The sequence below is a fragment of the Acinetobacter sp. YH12105 genome (assembly GCF_013419095.1).
In the GTDB taxonomy this organism is placed as follows: Bacteria; Pseudomonadota; Gammaproteobacteria; order Pseudomonadales; family Moraxellaceae; genus Acinetobacter; species Acinetobacter pseudolwoffii.
Genome location: NZ_VPAU01000013.1, coordinates 49,264 through 66,328, shown reverse-complemented (window position 1 = coordinate 66,328; position 17,065 = coordinate 49,264). Strand labels below are relative to the sequence as shown.

The 17,065-nt window shown below is 46.1% G+C and carries 18 protein-coding genes and 2 pseudogenes; 16 read left to right on the top strand and 4 right to left on the bottom strand.

Features of this window, described 5'->3' with window-relative positions; genetic code table 11:
• Window positions 1-135 precede the first annotated feature (135 nt).
• From paaA to FTU44_RS10445, 12 genes are all read left to right on the top strand, one after another.
• Complete coding sequence (gene paaA / locus FTU44_RS10500) at window positions 136-1,080, top strand: 1,2-phenylacetyl-CoA epoxidase subunit PaaA (RefSeq protein WP_100328957.1); 945 nt, start codon at window positions 136-138, stop codon at window positions 1,078-1,080.
• Window positions 1,081-1,111: 31 nt separating this feature from the next.
• Entirely contained in the window at window positions 1,112-1,402 is a 291-nt protein-coding gene (gene paaB / locus FTU44_RS10495; RefSeq protein WP_004279183.1) for a 1,2-phenylacetyl-CoA epoxidase subunit PaaB, read from the top strand.
• A gap of 17 nt (window positions 1,403-1,419) precedes the next feature.
• Entirely contained in the window at window positions 1,420-2,175 is a 756-nt protein-coding gene (paaC, locus tag FTU44_RS10490; RefSeq protein WP_180050631.1) for a 1,2-phenylacetyl-CoA epoxidase subunit PaaC, read from the top strand.
• A gap of 28 nt (window positions 2,176-2,203) precedes the next feature.
• Window positions 2,204-2,704, top strand: coding sequence for a 1,2-phenylacetyl-CoA epoxidase subunit PaaD (gene paaD / locus FTU44_RS10485; RefSeq protein WP_005247163.1), 501 nt, complete (start codon window positions 2,204-2,206; stop codon window positions 2,702-2,704).
• Window positions 2,705-2,779: 75 nt separating this feature from the next.
• Complete coding sequence (locus FTU44_RS10480) at window positions 2,780-3,838, top strand: 2Fe-2S iron-sulfur cluster-binding protein (RefSeq protein WP_180050628.1); 1,059 nt, start codon at window positions 2,780-2,782, stop codon at window positions 3,836-3,838.
• Between the two features lie 40 nt (window positions 3,839-3,878).
• Window positions 3,879-4,649 carry an enoyl-CoA hydratase-related protein gene (locus tag FTU44_RS10475; RefSeq protein WP_180050625.1) on the top strand — a complete coding sequence of 257 codons (771 nt, stop codon included), beginning with the start codon at window positions 3,879-3,881 and terminating at the stop codon, window positions 4,647-4,649.
• A complete protein-coding gene (paaG, locus tag FTU44_RS10470; protein ID WP_180050622.1) occupies window positions 4,649-5,440 on the top strand; it encodes a 2-(1,2-epoxy-1,2-dihydrophenyl)acetyl-CoA isomerase PaaG in 792 nt (263 codons plus the stop codon). The genes FTU44_RS10475 and paaG overlap by 1 nt, the downstream gene beginning before the upstream one ends.
• Window positions 5,441-5,443: 3 nt before the next feature.
• Window positions 5,444-6,997 carry a 3-hydroxyacyl-CoA dehydrogenase gene (locus FTU44_RS10465; RefSeq protein WP_180050619.1) on the top strand — a complete coding sequence of 518 codons (1,554 nt, stop codon included), beginning with the start codon at window positions 5,444-5,446 and terminating at the stop codon, window positions 6,995-6,997.
• A gap of 11 nt (window positions 6,998-7,008) precedes the next feature.
• A complete protein-coding gene (gene pcaF / locus FTU44_RS10460) occupies window positions 7,009-8,220 on the top strand; it encodes a 3-oxoadipyl-CoA thiolase (RefSeq protein WP_180050616.1) in 1,212 nt (403 codons plus the stop codon).
• 59 nt (window positions 8,221-8,279) lie between these two features.
• Window positions 8,280-9,572, top strand: coding sequence for a phenylacetate--CoA ligase PaaK (gene paaK / locus FTU44_RS10455; RefSeq protein WP_159138559.1), 1,293 nt, complete (start codon window positions 8,280-8,282; stop codon window positions 9,570-9,572).
• A 63-nt stretch (window positions 9,573-9,635) separates the two neighbouring features.
• Window positions 9,636-10,574, top strand: a complete 939-nt coding sequence (locus FTU44_RS10450) for a PaaX family transcriptional regulator C-terminal domain-containing protein (RefSeq protein ID WP_180050613.1) — start codon at window positions 9,636-9,638, stop codon at window positions 10,572-10,574.
• A 31-nt stretch (window positions 10,575-10,605) separates the two neighbouring features.
• Window positions 10,606-11,205, top strand: a complete 600-nt coding sequence (locus FTU44_RS10445) for a DapH/DapD/GlmU-related protein (RefSeq protein ID WP_180050611.1) — start codon at window positions 10,606-10,608, stop codon at window positions 11,203-11,205.
• Between the two features lie 55 nt (window positions 11,206-11,260).
• Here FTU44_RS10445 and FTU44_RS10440 read toward each other — a convergent pair whose 3' ends face one another.
• Together FTU44_RS10440 and FTU44_RS10435 are read right to left on the bottom strand one after the other, a co-directional pair.
• On the bottom strand, window positions 11,261-11,737 hold the full coding sequence (locus FTU44_RS10440; RefSeq protein WP_180040319.1) for a hypothetical protein: 477 nt from the start codon (window positions 11,735-11,737) through the stop codon (window positions 11,261-11,263).
• Window positions 11,738-11,839: 102 nt separating this feature from the next.
• Window positions 11,840-12,232: pseudogene (locus FTU44_RS10435) on the bottom strand (inner membrane protein YpjD); the annotation flags it as partial.
• Here FTU44_RS10435 and FTU44_RS15300 point away from each other — a divergent pair.
• Window positions 12,221-12,487, top strand: a pseudogene (locus tag FTU44_RS15300) (class I SAM-dependent methyltransferase); the annotation flags it as partial. The pseudogenes FTU44_RS10435 and FTU44_RS15300 overlap by 12 nt on opposite strands.
• Window positions 12,488-12,547: 60 nt before the next feature.
• Here FTU44_RS15300 and FTU44_RS10425 read toward each other — a convergent pair.
• On the bottom strand, window positions 12,548-13,357 hold the full coding sequence (locus tag FTU44_RS10425; RefSeq protein ID WP_180050608.1) for an inner membrane protein YpjD: 810 nt from the start codon (window positions 13,355-13,357) through the stop codon (window positions 12,548-12,550).
• Between the two features lie 138 nt (window positions 13,358-13,495).
• Between FTU44_RS10425 and ffh the strand changes: the two genes are divergently transcribed.
• The 3 genes from ffh to FTU44_RS10410 all read left to right on the top strand — a co-directional run bounded on the left by ffh (window position 13,496) and on the right by FTU44_RS10410 (window position 16,368).
• A complete protein-coding gene (gene ffh / locus FTU44_RS10420) occupies window positions 13,496-14,902 on the top strand; it encodes a signal recognition particle protein (RefSeq protein ID WP_005095929.1) in 1,407 nt (468 codons plus the stop codon).
• A 150-nt stretch (window positions 14,903-15,052) separates the two neighbouring features.
• Complete coding sequence (locus FTU44_RS10415) at window positions 15,053-15,625, top strand: alpha/beta hydrolase (protein WP_005095930.1); 573 nt, start codon at window positions 15,053-15,055, stop codon at window positions 15,623-15,625.
• A gap of 137 nt (window positions 15,626-15,762) precedes the next feature.
• Entirely contained in the window at window positions 15,763-16,368 is a 606-nt protein-coding gene (locus FTU44_RS10410; RefSeq protein ID WP_180050605.1) for an alpha/beta hydrolase, read from the top strand.
• Here the strand turns inward: FTU44_RS10410 and FTU44_RS10405 are convergent.
• Complete coding sequence (locus tag FTU44_RS10405) at window positions 16,319-17,062, bottom strand: type III pantothenate kinase (RefSeq protein ID WP_180040317.1); 744 nt, start codon at window positions 17,060-17,062, stop codon at window positions 16,319-16,321. The genes FTU44_RS10410 and FTU44_RS10405 overlap by 50 nt on opposite strands.
• Window positions 17,063-17,065 lie beyond the last annotated feature (3 nt).

Below are 17,065 nucleotides of genomic sequence, written 5' to 3'. Positions count from 1 at the left end.
GTAATTAATCATATAAAACAATTATTTATTTAAAATAAGCCATAAAAATTAAATGATACAAATAAATATATATTGATTTTAATTACGTATCGTTTTAATTTGAATGTATCAACACTTGGGATAAGTGAGGGAACAATGAATAATCAACAACAAATCTTTGATCAAAAGATTGAAAAGGATATTTCCATAGAGCCGAAGGACTGGATGCCAGATGCTTATCGTAAGACTTTGATTCGTCAGATCGGTCAGCACGCGCACTCTGAAGTGGTGGGCATGTTGCCGGAAGGCAACTGGATTACCCGTGCACCGACCTTGAAACGTAAAGCCGTGCTGATGGCGAAAGTCCAGGATGAAGCCGGTCATGCTTTGTATCTGTACAGTGCTGCAGAAACCCTGGGTGCGGATCGTGACGACATGATGGATAAACTGATTGCCGGTCGCATGAAATATTCATCCATTTTTAACTATCCAACCCTGAGCTGGGCCGATGTTGCAGCGATTGGCTGGCTGGTGGATGGTGCGGCTATTGTCAATCAGGTTGCGCTGTGCCGTACGTCTTACGGTCCTTATGCCCGTGCCATGGTGCGCGTTTGTAAGGAAGAGAGTTTTCATCAGCGTCAGGGCTTTGAAGCCATGATGGAATTGGCCAATGGTACGCCGGAACAAAAGCAGATGGCACAGGATGCGGTGAACCGTTTCTGGTGGCCGGCACTGATGATGTTTGGTCCAAGTGATGATAATTCACCGAATAGTGCACAAAGCATGCAGTGGAAAATTAAATTATTCAGCAACGATGATTTACGTCAGAAATTTGTCGATAACACTGTATCGCAAGTCTTGCAGCTGGGTTTAACCGTTCCCGATCCAGACCTTAAATTCAATGAAGCAACCGGACATTATGAATTTGGTGAAATCAATTGGGATGAGTTCTTTGCGATTCTTGCAGGCAAGGGACCGTGTAACCATGAGCGTATTGAAGCACGCCGCAAAGCTTGGGAAGGCGGTAAGTGGGTACGTGATTCAGCAGCAGTCTATGCGCAAAAACAGCAGCAACAGTCAGCAGCACAAAAAGTTGCTTAAAACAGTTTGATCAATATAGGGAAATTTGCTCATGAATAACAAAAACAACTGGTCACTTTATGAAGTGTTTGTGCGTAGTAAACAGGGTCTGAGTCACCGTCATGTTGGCAGCCTGCGTGCGCCAGATGAGGAGGTCGCACTACAAAATGCCCGCGATGTATATACCCGCCGCAATGAAGGGATCAGTATCTGGGTGGTGAAATCTGAATTGATTACCTCTTCCCAGCCAGATGAAAAAGCAGAATTTTTTGAACCGGCTTTGGACAAGGTCTATCGCCATCCAACCTTTTATAACATTCCAGCTGGCATCGAGCACATGTAAAGGGAAAGGTGAAGATTATGACAAATCAAGTATTGGCAGAATTTCTTTTACATGTGGGCGACAGTCAACTGGTGTTGTCGCATCGTTTGGCAGAGTGGTGTGGTCATGCACCTGAACTGGAGCTGGATATTGCCTTGGCCAATATCGGACTGGATTTATTGGGTCAGGCACGTACTGCACTCAGTCTGGCCGGTGAAGTGGAAAGATTGGGCCGTGATGAAGACAAGCTGGCTTATTTCCGCACCGAGCGTGAATACCGTAATTTGCTGCTGTGCGAACAGCCGAATGGTGATTTTGCCCAGACTTTGGTGCGCCAGTGGTTGATGGATCACTACCACGCTTTATTGTTTAGCGCCTTAAGTCACAGTCAGCATGCTGAACTAGCTGCTTTTGCAGTGAAATCGCTCAAGGAAGTGAAATATCACCAGCGTTTTTCCACCACCTGGATGGAACGCCTAAGTTTAGGTACCGCAGAAGCGCATGAAAAAATCCAGCAAGGTCTAAACCAGTTATGGCGTTTTACCGAAGAGCTTTTCGTCCTGACGGCAGCTGAAAAACAACTAGTCGATACCGGTGTAATTCCGAATATTGAAAACTTAAAAGTCCAGTGGCTGGAGACCATTACAGCCGAGTTAGCGCGATTTGAACTCACCCTGCCAGAGTTGGGTGCTTATCGCAGTGGAGCTAAACAGGGTTTACATACAGAACATCTCGGTTTTGTTTTGGCTGAACTGCAATACATGCAGCGCTCATATCCAAACATGAACTGGTAATTCGGCACAATCACAGGGAGTGAGTCGCATGAATCTGATTCGACACGTAGAAGATCAATGTTGGGACGTTTTGCAGCAGGTTTCTGATCCAGAGATTCCAGTACTATCGGTGATTGATCTGGGCATGATTCGTGGCGTCGAGCTGAATCAGCAGGATGAAATTGTGGTGCGACTCACGCCGACCTATAGCGGCTGTCCGGCCACGGATTTATTAAAAGCAGAAATTACCCAGGCTTTCGAGGCCAATGGTTTGACGCCGGTCAAAGTCATTGTGGACCTGTCTCAAGCCTGGACCACGGACTGGATGAGTGAATCGGGCAAACACAAATTACAGCAATATGGTATTGCCCCGCCGCAAGGCCAGTCACATAGCTGTGGTACGCATGTGGCATTGACCGATGGCATCACCTGTCCACAGTGCTTAAGTAACAACAGCAAATTATTAAGTGAATTCGGTTCGACCGCCTGTAAAGCTTTATATCAATGTCGGGACTGCTTAGAAACTTTTGACTATTTCAAATGTATTTGATTGTAACGATTGCGCGGTGGGCAGGGTAAACCAATAACAAGCCTGAACACCGCCACCTAAAAGAAGGATTTTGCCATGAGCCAATTTATACCATTAACCATTAAATCGATTCAGCCACAAACCGAGCAAGCGATCTGCATTGCCTTTGATCTCGCGCCTGAGCAGTTGGATACTTTTCAATATCAGCCGGGTCAGCACCTCACCATTCGTCATTTAACCGATGACGGCGAGCTGCGCCGCTGCTACTCGATCTGCAGTGATACTCAGGAAGACATGAGCATTGCGATTAAAAAAATTGATCAGGGTCAGTTTTCAACCTGGGCCAATGCGCATCTCAAAGCGGGCGATGTACTAGAAGTCATGCCACCGCAAGGGGTGTTCTTTCAGAAAGCCGCCAAGGCTGGTGGCCAGAATTATCTAGGATTTGCAGCAGGCAGTGGCATTACGCCAATTTTATCGATTGTAAAGTCGGTGTTGAACCGTCAAGCGGAAGCAACATTCACGCTGGTATATGGCAATCGTTCTTGGAAACAGACCATGTTTTCTGAACAGATTATGGATCTGAAAGATCGTTTTAAAGAGCGTCTGCAATTGGTGAATATTTTTTCCCGTGAATTGAATGATAGCGAGATTTTTAACGGGCGTATCAACGTAGATAAATTGCAGCAGCTGTTTCAGGCCAATCTGATTTCAGCCGAAGCAGATCACTGTTTCGCTTGCGGTCCGGAAGAAATGATGGCAGCGGTCGAAACGGTATTACCGACTTGGGGCATTCAACGCAGCAAGATTCATACGGAACGCTTCAATACGGGTACTGCACCGAAAGCAACCGCCCAGCAGATGGAAAGCCGCAGCGAAGAACGCGTCAATATCATCCTCGATGGTCGCGAGCTGATTGTTGAAGTCTCTAAGCAGGATGACAGTATTTTAGATGCTGCGCTACGTGCCGGAGCCGACCTGCCATATGCCTGTAAGGGCGGCGTTTGTGCCACCTGTAAATGTAAGGTGTTAGAGGGACAGGTTGAAATGGCGGTGAATTACAGTCTGGAAGAAGATGAAATTCAGAAAGGCTATGTGCTCAGTTGTCAGGCACGTCCAACCACGGCCAATGTACGTCTGAGTTTTGATGAATAACAGCTGAATTTACAGCACTGAGCACAGCAGGAGTTCAAGGATGACCTATATTAAAACCAGCTCACCAAAACCCGGCGTAGTCCTGATTGAGCTGAATCGCCCAGAAAAGCGCAATGCTTTAAACAATGCCACCTTGCAAAACATTGCAGCTTGTTTACAGGACTTGGAAGCAGATGCTGCCGTGAAAGCCGTGGTCATCACCGGAAATACGCAATGCTTTGCTGCCGGTGCTGATTTAAATGAATTGGCGCAGTTAGATGTGGTCAGCATCCAGCAGGATCAGCGGCCACTGCTTTGGAAAAAAATTGATGAATTTTCCAAGCCTGTAATCATGGCGGTGAATGGTTATGCCTTTGGTGCAGGGTTTGAACTGGCTCTACATGGTGACATGATTTTAACTGGCGACAATGCCCAGTTTGCCTTGCCTGAAATTGGTTTAGGCATGTTGCCGGGCGCCGGTGGAACACAGCGCCTTGCCCGTCTGGTCGGTCAGCAATTGACGATGCGCTGGGCCATGACCGGTGAAATGATTTCGGCACAAACCGCATTGCAACATGGCATAAGCAGCCAGATTTGTCCGGCAGGACTGACCGTGCAATACGCACTGGAACTGGCAGAAAAAATTGCCAAGCAGGCACCGCTGGCCATTCGCGCCATCAAGCAATCTTTAAAGTCGATTCATGAAGTGACATTAAGTCAGGGACTGAAATTGGAACGTCAGCATTTTGTCTGGCTGGCGGCGACCCAAGATCGCCAAGAAGGCATCAATGCATTTTTAGAAAAAAGAAAACCAGAATTTAGAGGTGTGTAATGGAATATCAAACAATTATTGTCGAAGAAAAAAATGCAGTGGGCTACCTGACCTTTAACCGTCCGAAACAGCTCAACAGCTTTAATGAAACCATGCATCAGGAAGTCTCCAGGGTTATCAAGGCCTGGGCCAAAGACAGCCAGATTCGTGCCGTGGTGATTTCAGCTGAAGGCCGTGGTTTCTGTGCCGGCCAGGATTTGAATGATCGTGTGGTCGATCCGAATGCTGATGCACCGGACTTAGGCCTGTCAATTGAAAAATACTATAACCCTTTAATCAAACTGATTACTGAAATGCCAAAACCGGTGATTTGTGCGGTGAATGGTGTGGCGGCAGGGGCCGGTGCCAATATTGCACTGGCCTGTGACATTGTAATTGCTGCAAAATCGGCTTCCTTTATTCAGGCCTTTTGTCGTCTCGGTCTGGTACCGGATTCAGGCGGCACCTGGTTCTTGCCGCGTCTGGTCGGGCGTGCCCAGGCGATGGGCTTAGCGATGCTCGGCGATAAAATTCCGGCTGAGCGCGCAGCACAACTGGGCATGATCTGGCAGGTGGTTGAAGATGAGCAACTGCAAGTGGAAGCGAAAAAACTGGCCGAGCATTTGGCCAAGCAGCCGACTTATGGCCTGTCACTAATCAAAAAAGCCATTCATGCCGCAGCCGACAATAATCTGGATGAGCAGCTCATTCTGGAGCGTGACCTGCAACGTCTGGCTGGACGTTCAAGCGATTATAAAGAAGGTGTACAAGCCTTTATGCAAAAACGTACACCTGAATATAAAGGATGCTAAATCATGCAGCAGATCAATTTGGAACACCTCAAAGTTGCTGTGGTGGGTGCGGGAACCATGGGAATTGGCATTGCGCAACTGGCCGCCATGCACGGGCATCCGACCTATGTGTTTGACCTCGATCGCAGCAAAGTTCAGAGTGCCTTGACTGCTTTAAAGGCGCAGCTTGGCAAGCGGGTACAGAATGGCAAAATGACCCAGCAATTGCTGGAGAGTACCTTCGCCAATCTGATCGTGGCCGAAGATATTCAACAGTTGGCCGATGCGGGCTTGATTATTGAAGCCATTGTCGAAAAGAAAGAAGTGAAACAAAATCTGTTTCAACAGCTGGCTGCCATTTGCCCGGAACAGACGATTTTTGCTTCCAATACCTCATCGATTTCCATTACCGCAATTGCCTCGGTGATTCCGCATCCAGAGCGGGTGATTGGGTTGCATTTCTTTAATCCGGCACCCGTGATGAAGCTGGTCGAGATTATCCGTGGACTGAAAACCTCAGCAGTCCTGGCCGATGCAGTATTTGCCCTGATGGCATCTTGGAACAAAGTTCCGGTACGGGCCAAATCGACTCCCGGTTTTATCGTCAATCGTGTTGCACGACCGTATTATGCCGAAGCCTTTCGCGCCTTACAGGAAAATGCCAGCACACCGGAACAGCTCGATTACATCATGCGCGAATGTGGCCGTTTTGCCATGGGACCGTGTGAACTCACAGACCTGATTGGACAGGATGTAAATTTCTCGGTCACGCAAAGTGTCTATCAGGAGTTTTTCTATGAGCCACGCTACCGCCCATCCTTGATTCAAAAAGAGCTGGTCGATGCGGGCTGTTATGGCCGCAAGTCCGGTCAGGGTTTTTATGATTACACGCAGTCCAAGCCTGTGCCAGTATATGAATTGCCAGTGTGTTATGCCAAGTCGCTGAATAAGCTCAAAGTCACGATAAAAGGTGAATGGCTGCATTCATCAGCACTGATTGCACGTTTAAAACAGGCCTCTCATCTGGAGCTGAGTTTTCAGGCAGCAGAACAGAATGAAATCCTGATTGGAGATCTTTCCCTGCGATTATCGCTCGGCGAATCGGTTGAATTTACCTATCCACATGAGTCTGTGATGTTGATGGACTGGCATGCAGATTGGGCCAATGCTCAAGCAATTCCGGTGGTTGCATCACCCGCTTGTAGTGAAGAACAGCGCCAGGTAGTAGAGCTATTCCTCCTAGGTATGAATGTGATACCTATTTGGTCTAAGGATCATCCAGGTCTTTATGTTATACGTAGTATCGCCATGCTGGTGAATGAAGCCTGTGAAGCGGTATTGCATGATATTGCATCAGAGCAAGATATTGATTCTGCTATGAAATATGGAGTGAATTATCCTTGTGGTCCATTCGAATGGGCAGACAGAATTGGATATTACACAATTTTACAAATTTTAGAAAATATGTATCGTATTTATGGTGAAGATCGCTATAGAACTAGTATATATTTAGCAAAGAAAGCGGTGCAGGGACAGGCACAGCAAACTCAGCAGCACCCATTACGCGTGGCTGGCTAAAAGGAAAAATCATGGAACAGGTTTATATTTTTGATGGAGTTCGTACCCCGATCGGACGCTATGCCGGTGGGCTGAGCAGTATCCGTGCTGATGATCTGGCAGCGCTACCGATTCAATATCTGAAAGAGCAGCATCCGGCATTGCCATGGGCAAAACTGGATGAAGTGATCTTGGGCTGTGCCAATCAGGCCGGTGAAGATAACCGTAACGTTGCGCGTATGGCGGCTTTACTTGCAGGACTGCCTGAATCTGTTCCCGCACTTACCGTGAACCGTTTATGCGCCTCAGGTCTGGATGCGATTGGACTTGCCGCACGTGCCATCAAATCGGGTGAAGCACAATTTATTTTGGCGGGTGGGGTAGAATCCATGAGCCGTGCGCCTTTTGTGCAGTCTAAACCGACCTCAGCGTTTAGCCGTACTCCAGAAATTTATGACACGACGATTGGTTGGCGTTTTATCAACCCAAAATTTAAAGCCCAGTTTGGCGTCGACAGCATGCCGGAAACAGCTGAAAACGTCGCTGAAAAATATCAGATCAGTCGCGCAGATCAGGACCTGTTTGCTTATCAAAGCCAGCAGAAAACTGCAGTAGCCCAGCAGAAGGGTATTTTTGCCGCAGAAATCCTGCCGGTAGAGGTCAATGGTCCGAAGAAAACCACGCTGACCATTTCCGAGGACGAGCACCCGCGTGCCGAGACCACACTGGATAACCTAGCAGCCTTAAAAACCCCATTTCGTAAAGAAGGCGGTTCGGTCACTGCCGGCAATGCTTCGGGGGTCAATGACGGTGCGGCTTGTGTATTGCTCGGCAATCAGCAGTTTGCGGAACAGTATGGTTTGCACCCCAAAGCCAAAGTGATCGGGATGGCCAGTGCCGGTGTTGAAGCCAAATATATGGGCATTGGCCCAGTGCCAGCGGTACAGAAAGTCTTGAAACAAACCGGACTCAGCCTGGAACAGATGGACGTGATTGAGCTGAATGAAGCATTCGCAGCACAGTCACTGGCTGTGATTCGGGAATTGGGCCTGCAAGACGATGATGCAAGAATCAACCCGAATGGCGGTGCCATCGCTTTGGGTCATCCACTGGGTATGAGTGGCACCCGTCTGGTGATTACCGCCATGCATGAATTGAAACGCCGTCAAGGCAAATATGCACTGTGCACCATGTGTGTCGGTGTTGGTCAAGGTGTTGCACTGGTTTTAGAAAATATGGATTAAGACATCATTCAATCAATGAATTAAATCGTGGTCAGGAAGACTGCGTTAGGAGTAAGAATATGAATAACAATGCAATGGAAAAAATTGAAAAAGTATCGGTTGATGAGTTACGCAGTGTCCAGCTACAGCGGATGAAAAAGACCCTGCAGCATGCCTATCAGAATAGCCCGGTTTATAAAAAGAAATTTGATGATGCGGGTGTGCATCCGGATGATTTTAATTCTCTGGAAGACCTGGCCAAATTCCCGTTTACCACCAAACAGGATTTACGCGATAACTATCCGTTTGGCATGTTCGCTGTACCACAGGAACAGATTGTACGTGTGCACGCCTCTTCTGGCACCACCGGTCAGCCGACCGTGGTCGGTTATACCCAGAATGATATTAATGTTTGGTCGGATGTAGTGGCACGTTCATTACGCGCAGCCGGCTTGAGCAGTAAAGATATCATTCAGGTGTCTTATGGTTATGGCCTGTTTACTGGTGGTCTAGGTGCGCATTATGGCGTTGAACGCTTGGGTGCAACTGTGATCCCAATGTCTGGCGGACAAACCGATAAACAGGCGCAACTGATTCATGATTTTAAGCCGACGGCATTAATGGTTACGCCATCTTATTGTCTGAATATTATTGAAGCGCTGGAAAAGAAATTTGGTACAGCCAAAAACTGTTCGATTAAAACCGGCGTCTTTGGTGCAGAGCCATGGACCAATGAAATGCGCAAGGAAATTGAAGAGCGTCTCGGCATTGATGCCTTGGATATTTATGGCCTGTCAGAAGTGATGGGCCCGGGCGTCGCCATGGAGTGTCTGGAATCCAAAGATGGCCCAACCATTTGGGAAGATCATTTTTATCCGGAAATTATCCATCCTGAAACCGGTGAAGTGCTGCCCGATGGCGAACTCGGTGAACTGGTCTTCACCACCATTACCAAAGAAGGCATGCCGGTGATCCGTTACCGTACCCGTGATCTGACCCGTTTATTGCCTGGCACGGCACGTACCATGCGCCGTATGGACAAGATTGTTGGCCGCAGTGATGACATGATGATTATCCGTGGAGTGAATGTGTTTCCGTCGCAGATTGAAGAGCAGATTTTACAGATCCAGCAACTGATTCCGAACTATCAGATCCAGATTTGTAAACAAGGCCATCTGGATACATTGCATATCCGTACCGAAATGCGTAAAGATAGCAGTGATATTATGGCGCACCAGCTGGCCACTCAGCTAAAAAGCCAGATTAAAACCATGGTTGGTATCAGTGTCAGTGTCGAAGTTTTGCCAGAAGGCAGTCTGCCACGTTCTGAAGGCAAGGCACAGCGCGTTTTCGATATCCGCAAGTCTGCATGAAGTCCTACTGGATGATGACTAAATGGTCTATCATCCAGTTTCTACAAGGTAAAGTTAAGCGTAATGAATCCGAAATTAAAACAAATCATTGATGACTTTATTCAAAATGAAGCACTCAGCGGAACCTCATTAATCATGACCATCTTCGGTGACTGTATTTTTCATCGCGGTGGCATTATCAGTCTGGCCAGCCTGATCCAGCTCATGGATGTCTTCGGCTTTAATGAACGTTCAGTAAGAACTGCTGTATTTCGTCTGGTACAAAATGGCTGGCTGTTCTCGGAGAAAATTGGCCGCACCAGTTATTACCGTGTCACCGAAAGCAGCCGCCAGCGTTTTATTATGGCGGATCAAAAAATTTACAGTTTTAGCCATCAGGAATGGGATCAGAAATGGGATCTGGTGCTGCTCAGTTCAGTGGAACTGGAAAATAAACTGGTTCTGAAAAAAGAACTGGAATGGCTGGGTTTTGCCAATATCGCCACCAATGTCATGGCCTATCCGGGCTGTGATCATCAGAAACTGCAAAACCTGCTGCTGAATCTGAAAATGACCGATCAGGTGGTGGTGTTCAAAGCTGAAACCTTGCAACTTTGGCAGGAATCCTATCCAACCGTGAAACGCATGGTGGCCACCAATTGGCCGGTGCAGGAACTGCATCAGCGTTATGAAAAATTCATTGCGGATTTCCGGGAATTCTTTCATCTGGTGGAACAGGAAGATGAACTGGATTCGGTTCAGGCTTTTCAGTTGCGAATTTTGCTGATTCATCAATTCCGCCGGATTTTATTAAAAGATCCGAATCTGCCTTTTGAATTATTGCCATCCAACTGGCTTTCCCTGAATGCCCGTAATCTGAGCAGTAATTTATATCAAACCGTGGTTGCGGCAGGTGATGAATTCTTTATAGAAATCGCGCGGACTTCGGAAGGTTCGATGCCGCCGGTACATCCACAATTTTATAAACGTTTTGGCGGTTTGCGACTAGAAGCCGTCAGTTAATCTAATTCTGCATTTTTAAAGGAATAAAATAATGCCGTGTTATGCCATTGATGGTGTGATTCCTGTGGTCAGCCCTCGCGCTTATGTACATCCACAAGCCGTCTTGATTGGGGATGTGGTGATTGAAGAGGGCGTATATATCGGGCCTTTTGCCACCTTGAGAGCTGACTTTGGCGGGATTCACATCCAGAGAAATGCCAATGTTCAGGATTCCTGTACCATTCATGGCTTTCCCGGCAGTATTACGCTGGTTGAAGAATATGGCCATATCGGACATGGCGCGATTTTACATGGCTGTATCATTCGCAAAAATGTACTGGTGGGCATGAACAGCGTGATTCTGGATGAAGCCGAAATTGGTGAAAATACCATTATCGGTGCTAATAGTACGGTTAAAGCCAAAGCTCAAATTCCGGAAAACTCACTGGTACTCGGTAGTCCAGCGCGGGTGATTCGTCCCTTGGATGTCAAAGAAATCGTCTGGAAAAGCAAAGGGACGCAGGAATATATTCAGCTGACAGAGCGCTGCTTGTCCTCGATGCAGGAAGTTGAACCGTTGTCTGAAGATTCAGCAGATCGCCTGAACTATCAGGCCTTTGATGCAGAATATCAAATTAAAAAGAATCATTAATTTAGCACTTGGCTGATGATTGTATCAGCCAAGTTTTTTATTTCATTTATAAAAATTATAAACGGCGACATTGACCTTCTTTGTCACCATTGACCCGGTTATTGCCACCGATCGGTTGAATGCGGTTGGATTCGCATTGCAAATTACCGTCAACCACATTGTCATTTACAGTAATTTTTTGGGTATTCTTTTTCAGCTGGATGTCACCCTCTACCTGATTGGCAGTGAGCTGAATCGTCTGACCGCCTTCTAGCTGGATATTGCCGTCAATCCGGTTATGTTGTGCCAGAACCGAGCTAAAACGTCCTTTCGATTCCAGATTGCCATCAATCGCAGTATTTGAAATTACTGCTTGAGCACCCTGATACAGCATGACATTGCCTTTAATGGTGGCATTATCAATCTGACAGTTTTGGCTGATACTGACATTATCATCAATCGTGCGATCTTTAATGCTACCGTGACAGTGATAATCTGCGAAACTTGCGCTGGATAAACAAAGTAGTGCTAAACTTGAAAGTAATTTTATCATCATGATCCTTGGTGTATTTTTAATGCACTTTAACCATAATTTTTGAATATGACATTTTGATGACGGCACTCAAACGTAGTGTGGGCTTTAGGTTAGCGTATGTTAACGTACCAAAATCATTTCCAGCACGAATTTAGAACCAATAAAACCCAGTGCCAGCAGACCAAAACCTAAAAGTGTAAAGCGCACGGCTTTCTGGCCACGCCAGCCAAACTTCCAGTGTCCGATTAATAGTGAACCATAAACCAGCCAGGAAATAATACTGAACGCAGTTTTATGTGCCAGATGTTGGGCGAAGAAATTATCGATGGTGAAAAAGCCAAAGCTCAAAGCGAGGGTAAGTAAAACAAAACCGGTCATCAGCATATCAAACAGGAGTGATTCCATGTCTTGATAAGAAGGCAACAAACTGACCCAAACCCGGCGTTTTTGCTTCTTTTTGAGCTCACGATCCTGAAGTCGCAAGATCACGGCCTGAATGGTCGCCATGTAGATGAAGGATATAAAAATCTACCATTTCCCTTTCAGGAAATTACGATTCAGCCACCGGTATTACAGGTTGAATGGAACTTTTATCAGTTAATTGGTTATATGAGTACCTGGTCAGCCGTGAAAGCTGCCACTAAAGCACTTGGACATAATCCATTGGATGTACTGGCAGATGCTTTATTGCCAGAATGGGAAGATCCAGAATTGCCTAGAGTCATTCGCTGGCCATTATCAGTGCGTGCGGGGCGTATAATCCTTTAAAGAATACTCAAGCTAAAGCCTGTTTATTGAACAATGAATTGAATATTTCAAGGCTCAGAATTATCGCCCCAAGATCATTTCCAGCACGAATTTAGAACCAATAAAACCCAGTGCCAGCAAACCAAAACCGAGTAGGGTAAAGCGCACGGCTTTCTGGCCACGCCAGCCAAACTTCCAGTGTCCGATTAATAGTGAACCATAAACCAGCCAGGAAATAATACTGAACGCTGTTTTATGTGCCAGATGCTGGGCAAAGAAATTGTCGATGGTAAAAAAGCCAAAGCCTAAAGCGAGGGTAAGTAAAACAAAACCGGTCATCAGCATATCAAACAGCAGTGATTCCATGTCCTGATAAGACGGTAACAGGCTGACCCAGACCCGGCGTTTTTGCTTTTTCTTGAGTTCACGATCCTGCAAACGCAAAATCACAGCCTGAATGGTGGCCATCAGCAATACGGCATAGGCAGACAAAGACAAAATAATATGAATGTCCAGGCCCAGAGAATTTTGGCTAATGATTTTAGCCGGCTGGGTAAAGACAAAGCCGAGAATTAGACCCGTGGCGGCCACGGGAATACCAATCAGATTCAAGGCGATAATTGGACGATATGTACTGTAAATAATACTGAGTAACAGCATCAAGCCCGAAGTAAAGGAAAACAGGGCAAAGACATCATAATTGATGCCAAGCGGGGTGTGCATATCGCCATATAAAACCAGCGCATGTAAGCCCAGTCCAAGCAGGGCAGTTAGCGAAACAAACCATTGATTAGGAGTACGTTTAGACATTAAATGAATGAACAGATACCAGAAGGAAGCGGTATAAGCGACTAATGCTAAGATCGTATAAACCAAGGGGAGGCTAACCATGTCAAACCTTTTTAAGGGTGATGAATATTCATTTATATAAATTCGCTGCGAACTACAGTATCCTATAGCATTCTATGCATAAATTTTCTATTTTAAGAAACAATTTTTTGCTCATGGCTATTTTAAGCGGATTTTGCAATGTTTGATACCTTAACAGAACGACTCACGCAGAGTTTAAGAAATGTTACTGGCTCAGGGCAGCTAACCGAAGACAATATTAAAGATACGTTACGTGAAGTGCGTATGGCGCTTCTTGAAGCCGATGTTGCGTTACCTGTAACTCGTGAATTCATCGCGAAAGTTAAGGAAGAGGCATTGGGCCAGGAAGTGATGACTCAGTTATCTCCTGGACAGGCTTTTGTCAAAATCGTTCATGACGAATTGACCAAAATGATGGGCGCGGCCAATGAAAGCCTTGACCTTGCCGCAAAACCACCGGTCGTTGTCCTGCTGGCAGGTCTGCAAGGTGCAGGTAAAACCACCACTGCAGCAAAATTGGCACGCTTTTTACAAGAACGTCAAAAGAAAAAAGTGGCAATGGTTTCTGCCGACGTCTATCGTCCCGCAGCGATCAAGCAACTACAAACGGTTGCAGGCGAAGTCGGTGCGATTTTCCTGGAATCTAGCGCAGACGAAAAACCGATTACGATTGTAAATCGTGCGATTGAACAGGCAAAAATCCAGTTTGCTGATGTGTTAATTGTCGATACTGCCGGTCGTTTACATGTCGATAATGACATGATGGACGAAATTAAAGAGCTGCACGCGGCGATTAACCCGACTGAAACCCTGTTCGTGGTCGATGCCATGACCGGTCAGGATGCAGCGAATACGGCCAAAGCTTTTAATGATGCCTTGCCTTTAACCGGTGTGATCCTGACCAAAACCGATGGTGATGCACGCGGTGGTGCGGCATTGTCTGTACGTGCCATTACCGGTAAGCCTATCAAATTCTTGGGGATGGGCGAAAAGCTCGATGCCTTGGAGCCATTCCATCCTGAACGTATCGCGCAGCGTATTTTGGGTATGGGTGACGTCCTTTCTTTGGTCGAAGAACTTGAGCGTAAGGTCGACAAAGAAAAAGCCGAAAAAATGGCGAAAAAACTGCAAAAAGGCGGCAGCTTCAACTTTGAAGATATGCTGATGCAGTTTGAGCAGATGAACAAGATGGGCGGCATGATGGGCTTCCTGGACAAACTTCCTGGCATGAGCAATGCCGGTCTGCAAGATGCGTTGGCCCAGGCCAATCCTGAAAAGCAGGTCAAGAAAATGGAAGCGATTATCCAGTCGATGACCATCAAAGAGCGCCGTAATCCAGACTTGATGAACCCAAGCCGTAAAAAACGTATCGCAGCAGGTTGTGGTATGGAAGTGGCGGAAGTCAACAAGTTGATTAAACAACATGCGCAAATGGCCAAGATGATGAAGAAGTTTGCCAATCCGTCAGGTATGGCAAAAATGATGAAATCACTCGGTGGTTTGCAGAAACAGTTTGGCGGCGGTGGCGGCATGGGCCCACTGTTCGGCGGCAATGACAAGAAATAAGATTCTGATTTAAAAAAGGCGCGAAATGCGCCTTTTTTATTATGTATCAATCAGAAAACCGGTTTAAACAAAACAACATTTACTTACCCAAAATAAAAATCCAATCAGGCAGACTCAGGAATATCAGCACAAAACAAAGAGAAATTTAAAATGGCTCAAGTGATCATCGTTCATGGTTATACTGCAAGCCCTGAAGAAAACTGGTTTCCATGGATTCAGGAAAAAGCCCAACAGGAAAATGTCAGCTTAAAAGTACTGCGACTTGACCCATCGACCACACCCAAGCTGGAGGTGTGGGACCAGCAAATGCGTGAGCAGATTGAGGGGATTGATGAAGACAGTATTTTTATCGGGCATAGCCTGGGAACTGTGGCTGTATTGCATTACTTATCCAGAGAATTAAAACAGCAAAAGATTCAGCAATTGGTATTGATCGCAGGATTTAATGGCCGCTTGGGTCGTTTAGATGAAGTAAACCCATTTATTGATGCCGCTGAGATCGATTTTGATCTGCTTAAACAGCAGGTGGCAGAACGTGTGGTGATTTATTCTGAAGGCGATGATCGGGTGGAGCCTGAATTTAGCCTGGAACAGGCAGACAGTCTGGATGCGATTGTGGTGAGTGCCAAGCATCAGGGACATTTTATCGATTCAGAAGGCTGTACCGACCTGCCAGAACTCTGGAAAGTGATTGAGCCTTATCTGATTAAAGCTGAATCTTAAGCAGGTTGTTGGATTCGTTCAATTTGCAAATTGAGTCTGAGATGGGATGCAAAAAGTTACTTGAATTTCATCTTCAGACTGTTTAATAGTATTTTTTGCCAAAGCACTTTGTGCTCAATTATAATAAGTAAAACACGATGAAAAATATAATCAACAAAGTCTATATCGTGCCTGATTATCAGGCCACCTCAAATGACCATTGGTATCCGTGGCTGAGTCGCCAACTCAAAAATGTCGGTGTTGATTCAAAACGGATTATGCTGGCCAATCCTTTTCAGCCTGATCTAGAAGAATGGCAGCAGAATCTGAAACTGCATATTCCACATCTGGATGAGCATACGTTTTTAGTTGCCCATGGCCTGAGTGGACTCAGTGTTTTAAGTTTTTTACAGCAACATTATCTCCAGCAGCACCGCAAGATCGGCGGGGTCATTCTGGTTTCAGCTTTCGATACACCGCTGGTGGCCTGGTCGGAACTGAATAAAATGCTGCAGGCGACACGACTGGATCTGAACAACCTGCCGTATAGCTATAAACGCGCGGTCATGCTGATCTCCAGTAATGATCCTTTTGTACCTGCACCGGTTTCCTTGCGCTTGGCCCACAGCTTAAATGCTCAAATTTTTGAGATTAAAAAAGCCGGACATTTTAACAAATGTGATGGATTTACCGAATTTCCTCAATTGCTCGAAATCATGAAACTGTGTCTGGCAAATGAGCCGCAAAATGCTGCAAACCTTTAAGCAGAAGATCAGGTTCAATCCTCGGCTGATACGGCTCAAGATGCTGGGCAAACACTGGAGCATCTCCACCGGTTAGTACCAGCTGTGCCGGAAAATCATGCAGCACTTTTTCAATGGTGCTGAGCAGACCGAGCAGAATGCCATGATGTACTGCATCGATGGTATTGCGTCCGGGATTGAGCTCAGAAAATGCGGCATCCGGAATTTTAATGCCTTTGGTATTCTGAATTAGTGCATCACGTTGCAAATATAAATTTGGCAGAATAAAACCGCCTAAATGTTGTTGTCCTTGAATCAGGTCAATGGTCAGCGCTGTACCACAACTAATCACACAATAATTCTCATGAGGCTGGGTCGCGACAGCAAGTACCTGTAGCCAGCGGTCAATCCCCAGTTGTGCGGGTTCATCATAGCCACAAATCAGGCCAGCATATTGGGCCTGCACCTGAGCAAAAATCACTGGAATATGCAGACCATCTAATATACTAAGAATGCGCTCATTATTGGTTTTGTCCTGAACCGAAGACAATCCGACCTGATCCAGATCCAGCGTTTTAAAGTGCTGGATCAGGCCAAGTAACAAATCGGCAGGGGATTGTAAATGTAATTCCGCTGCATGTTCAATGATCTGATCTTGTTCGGTAATCCAGTATTTGAGTCGGGTATTGCCAATATCTAGCCATAGTTTCTTCATGGA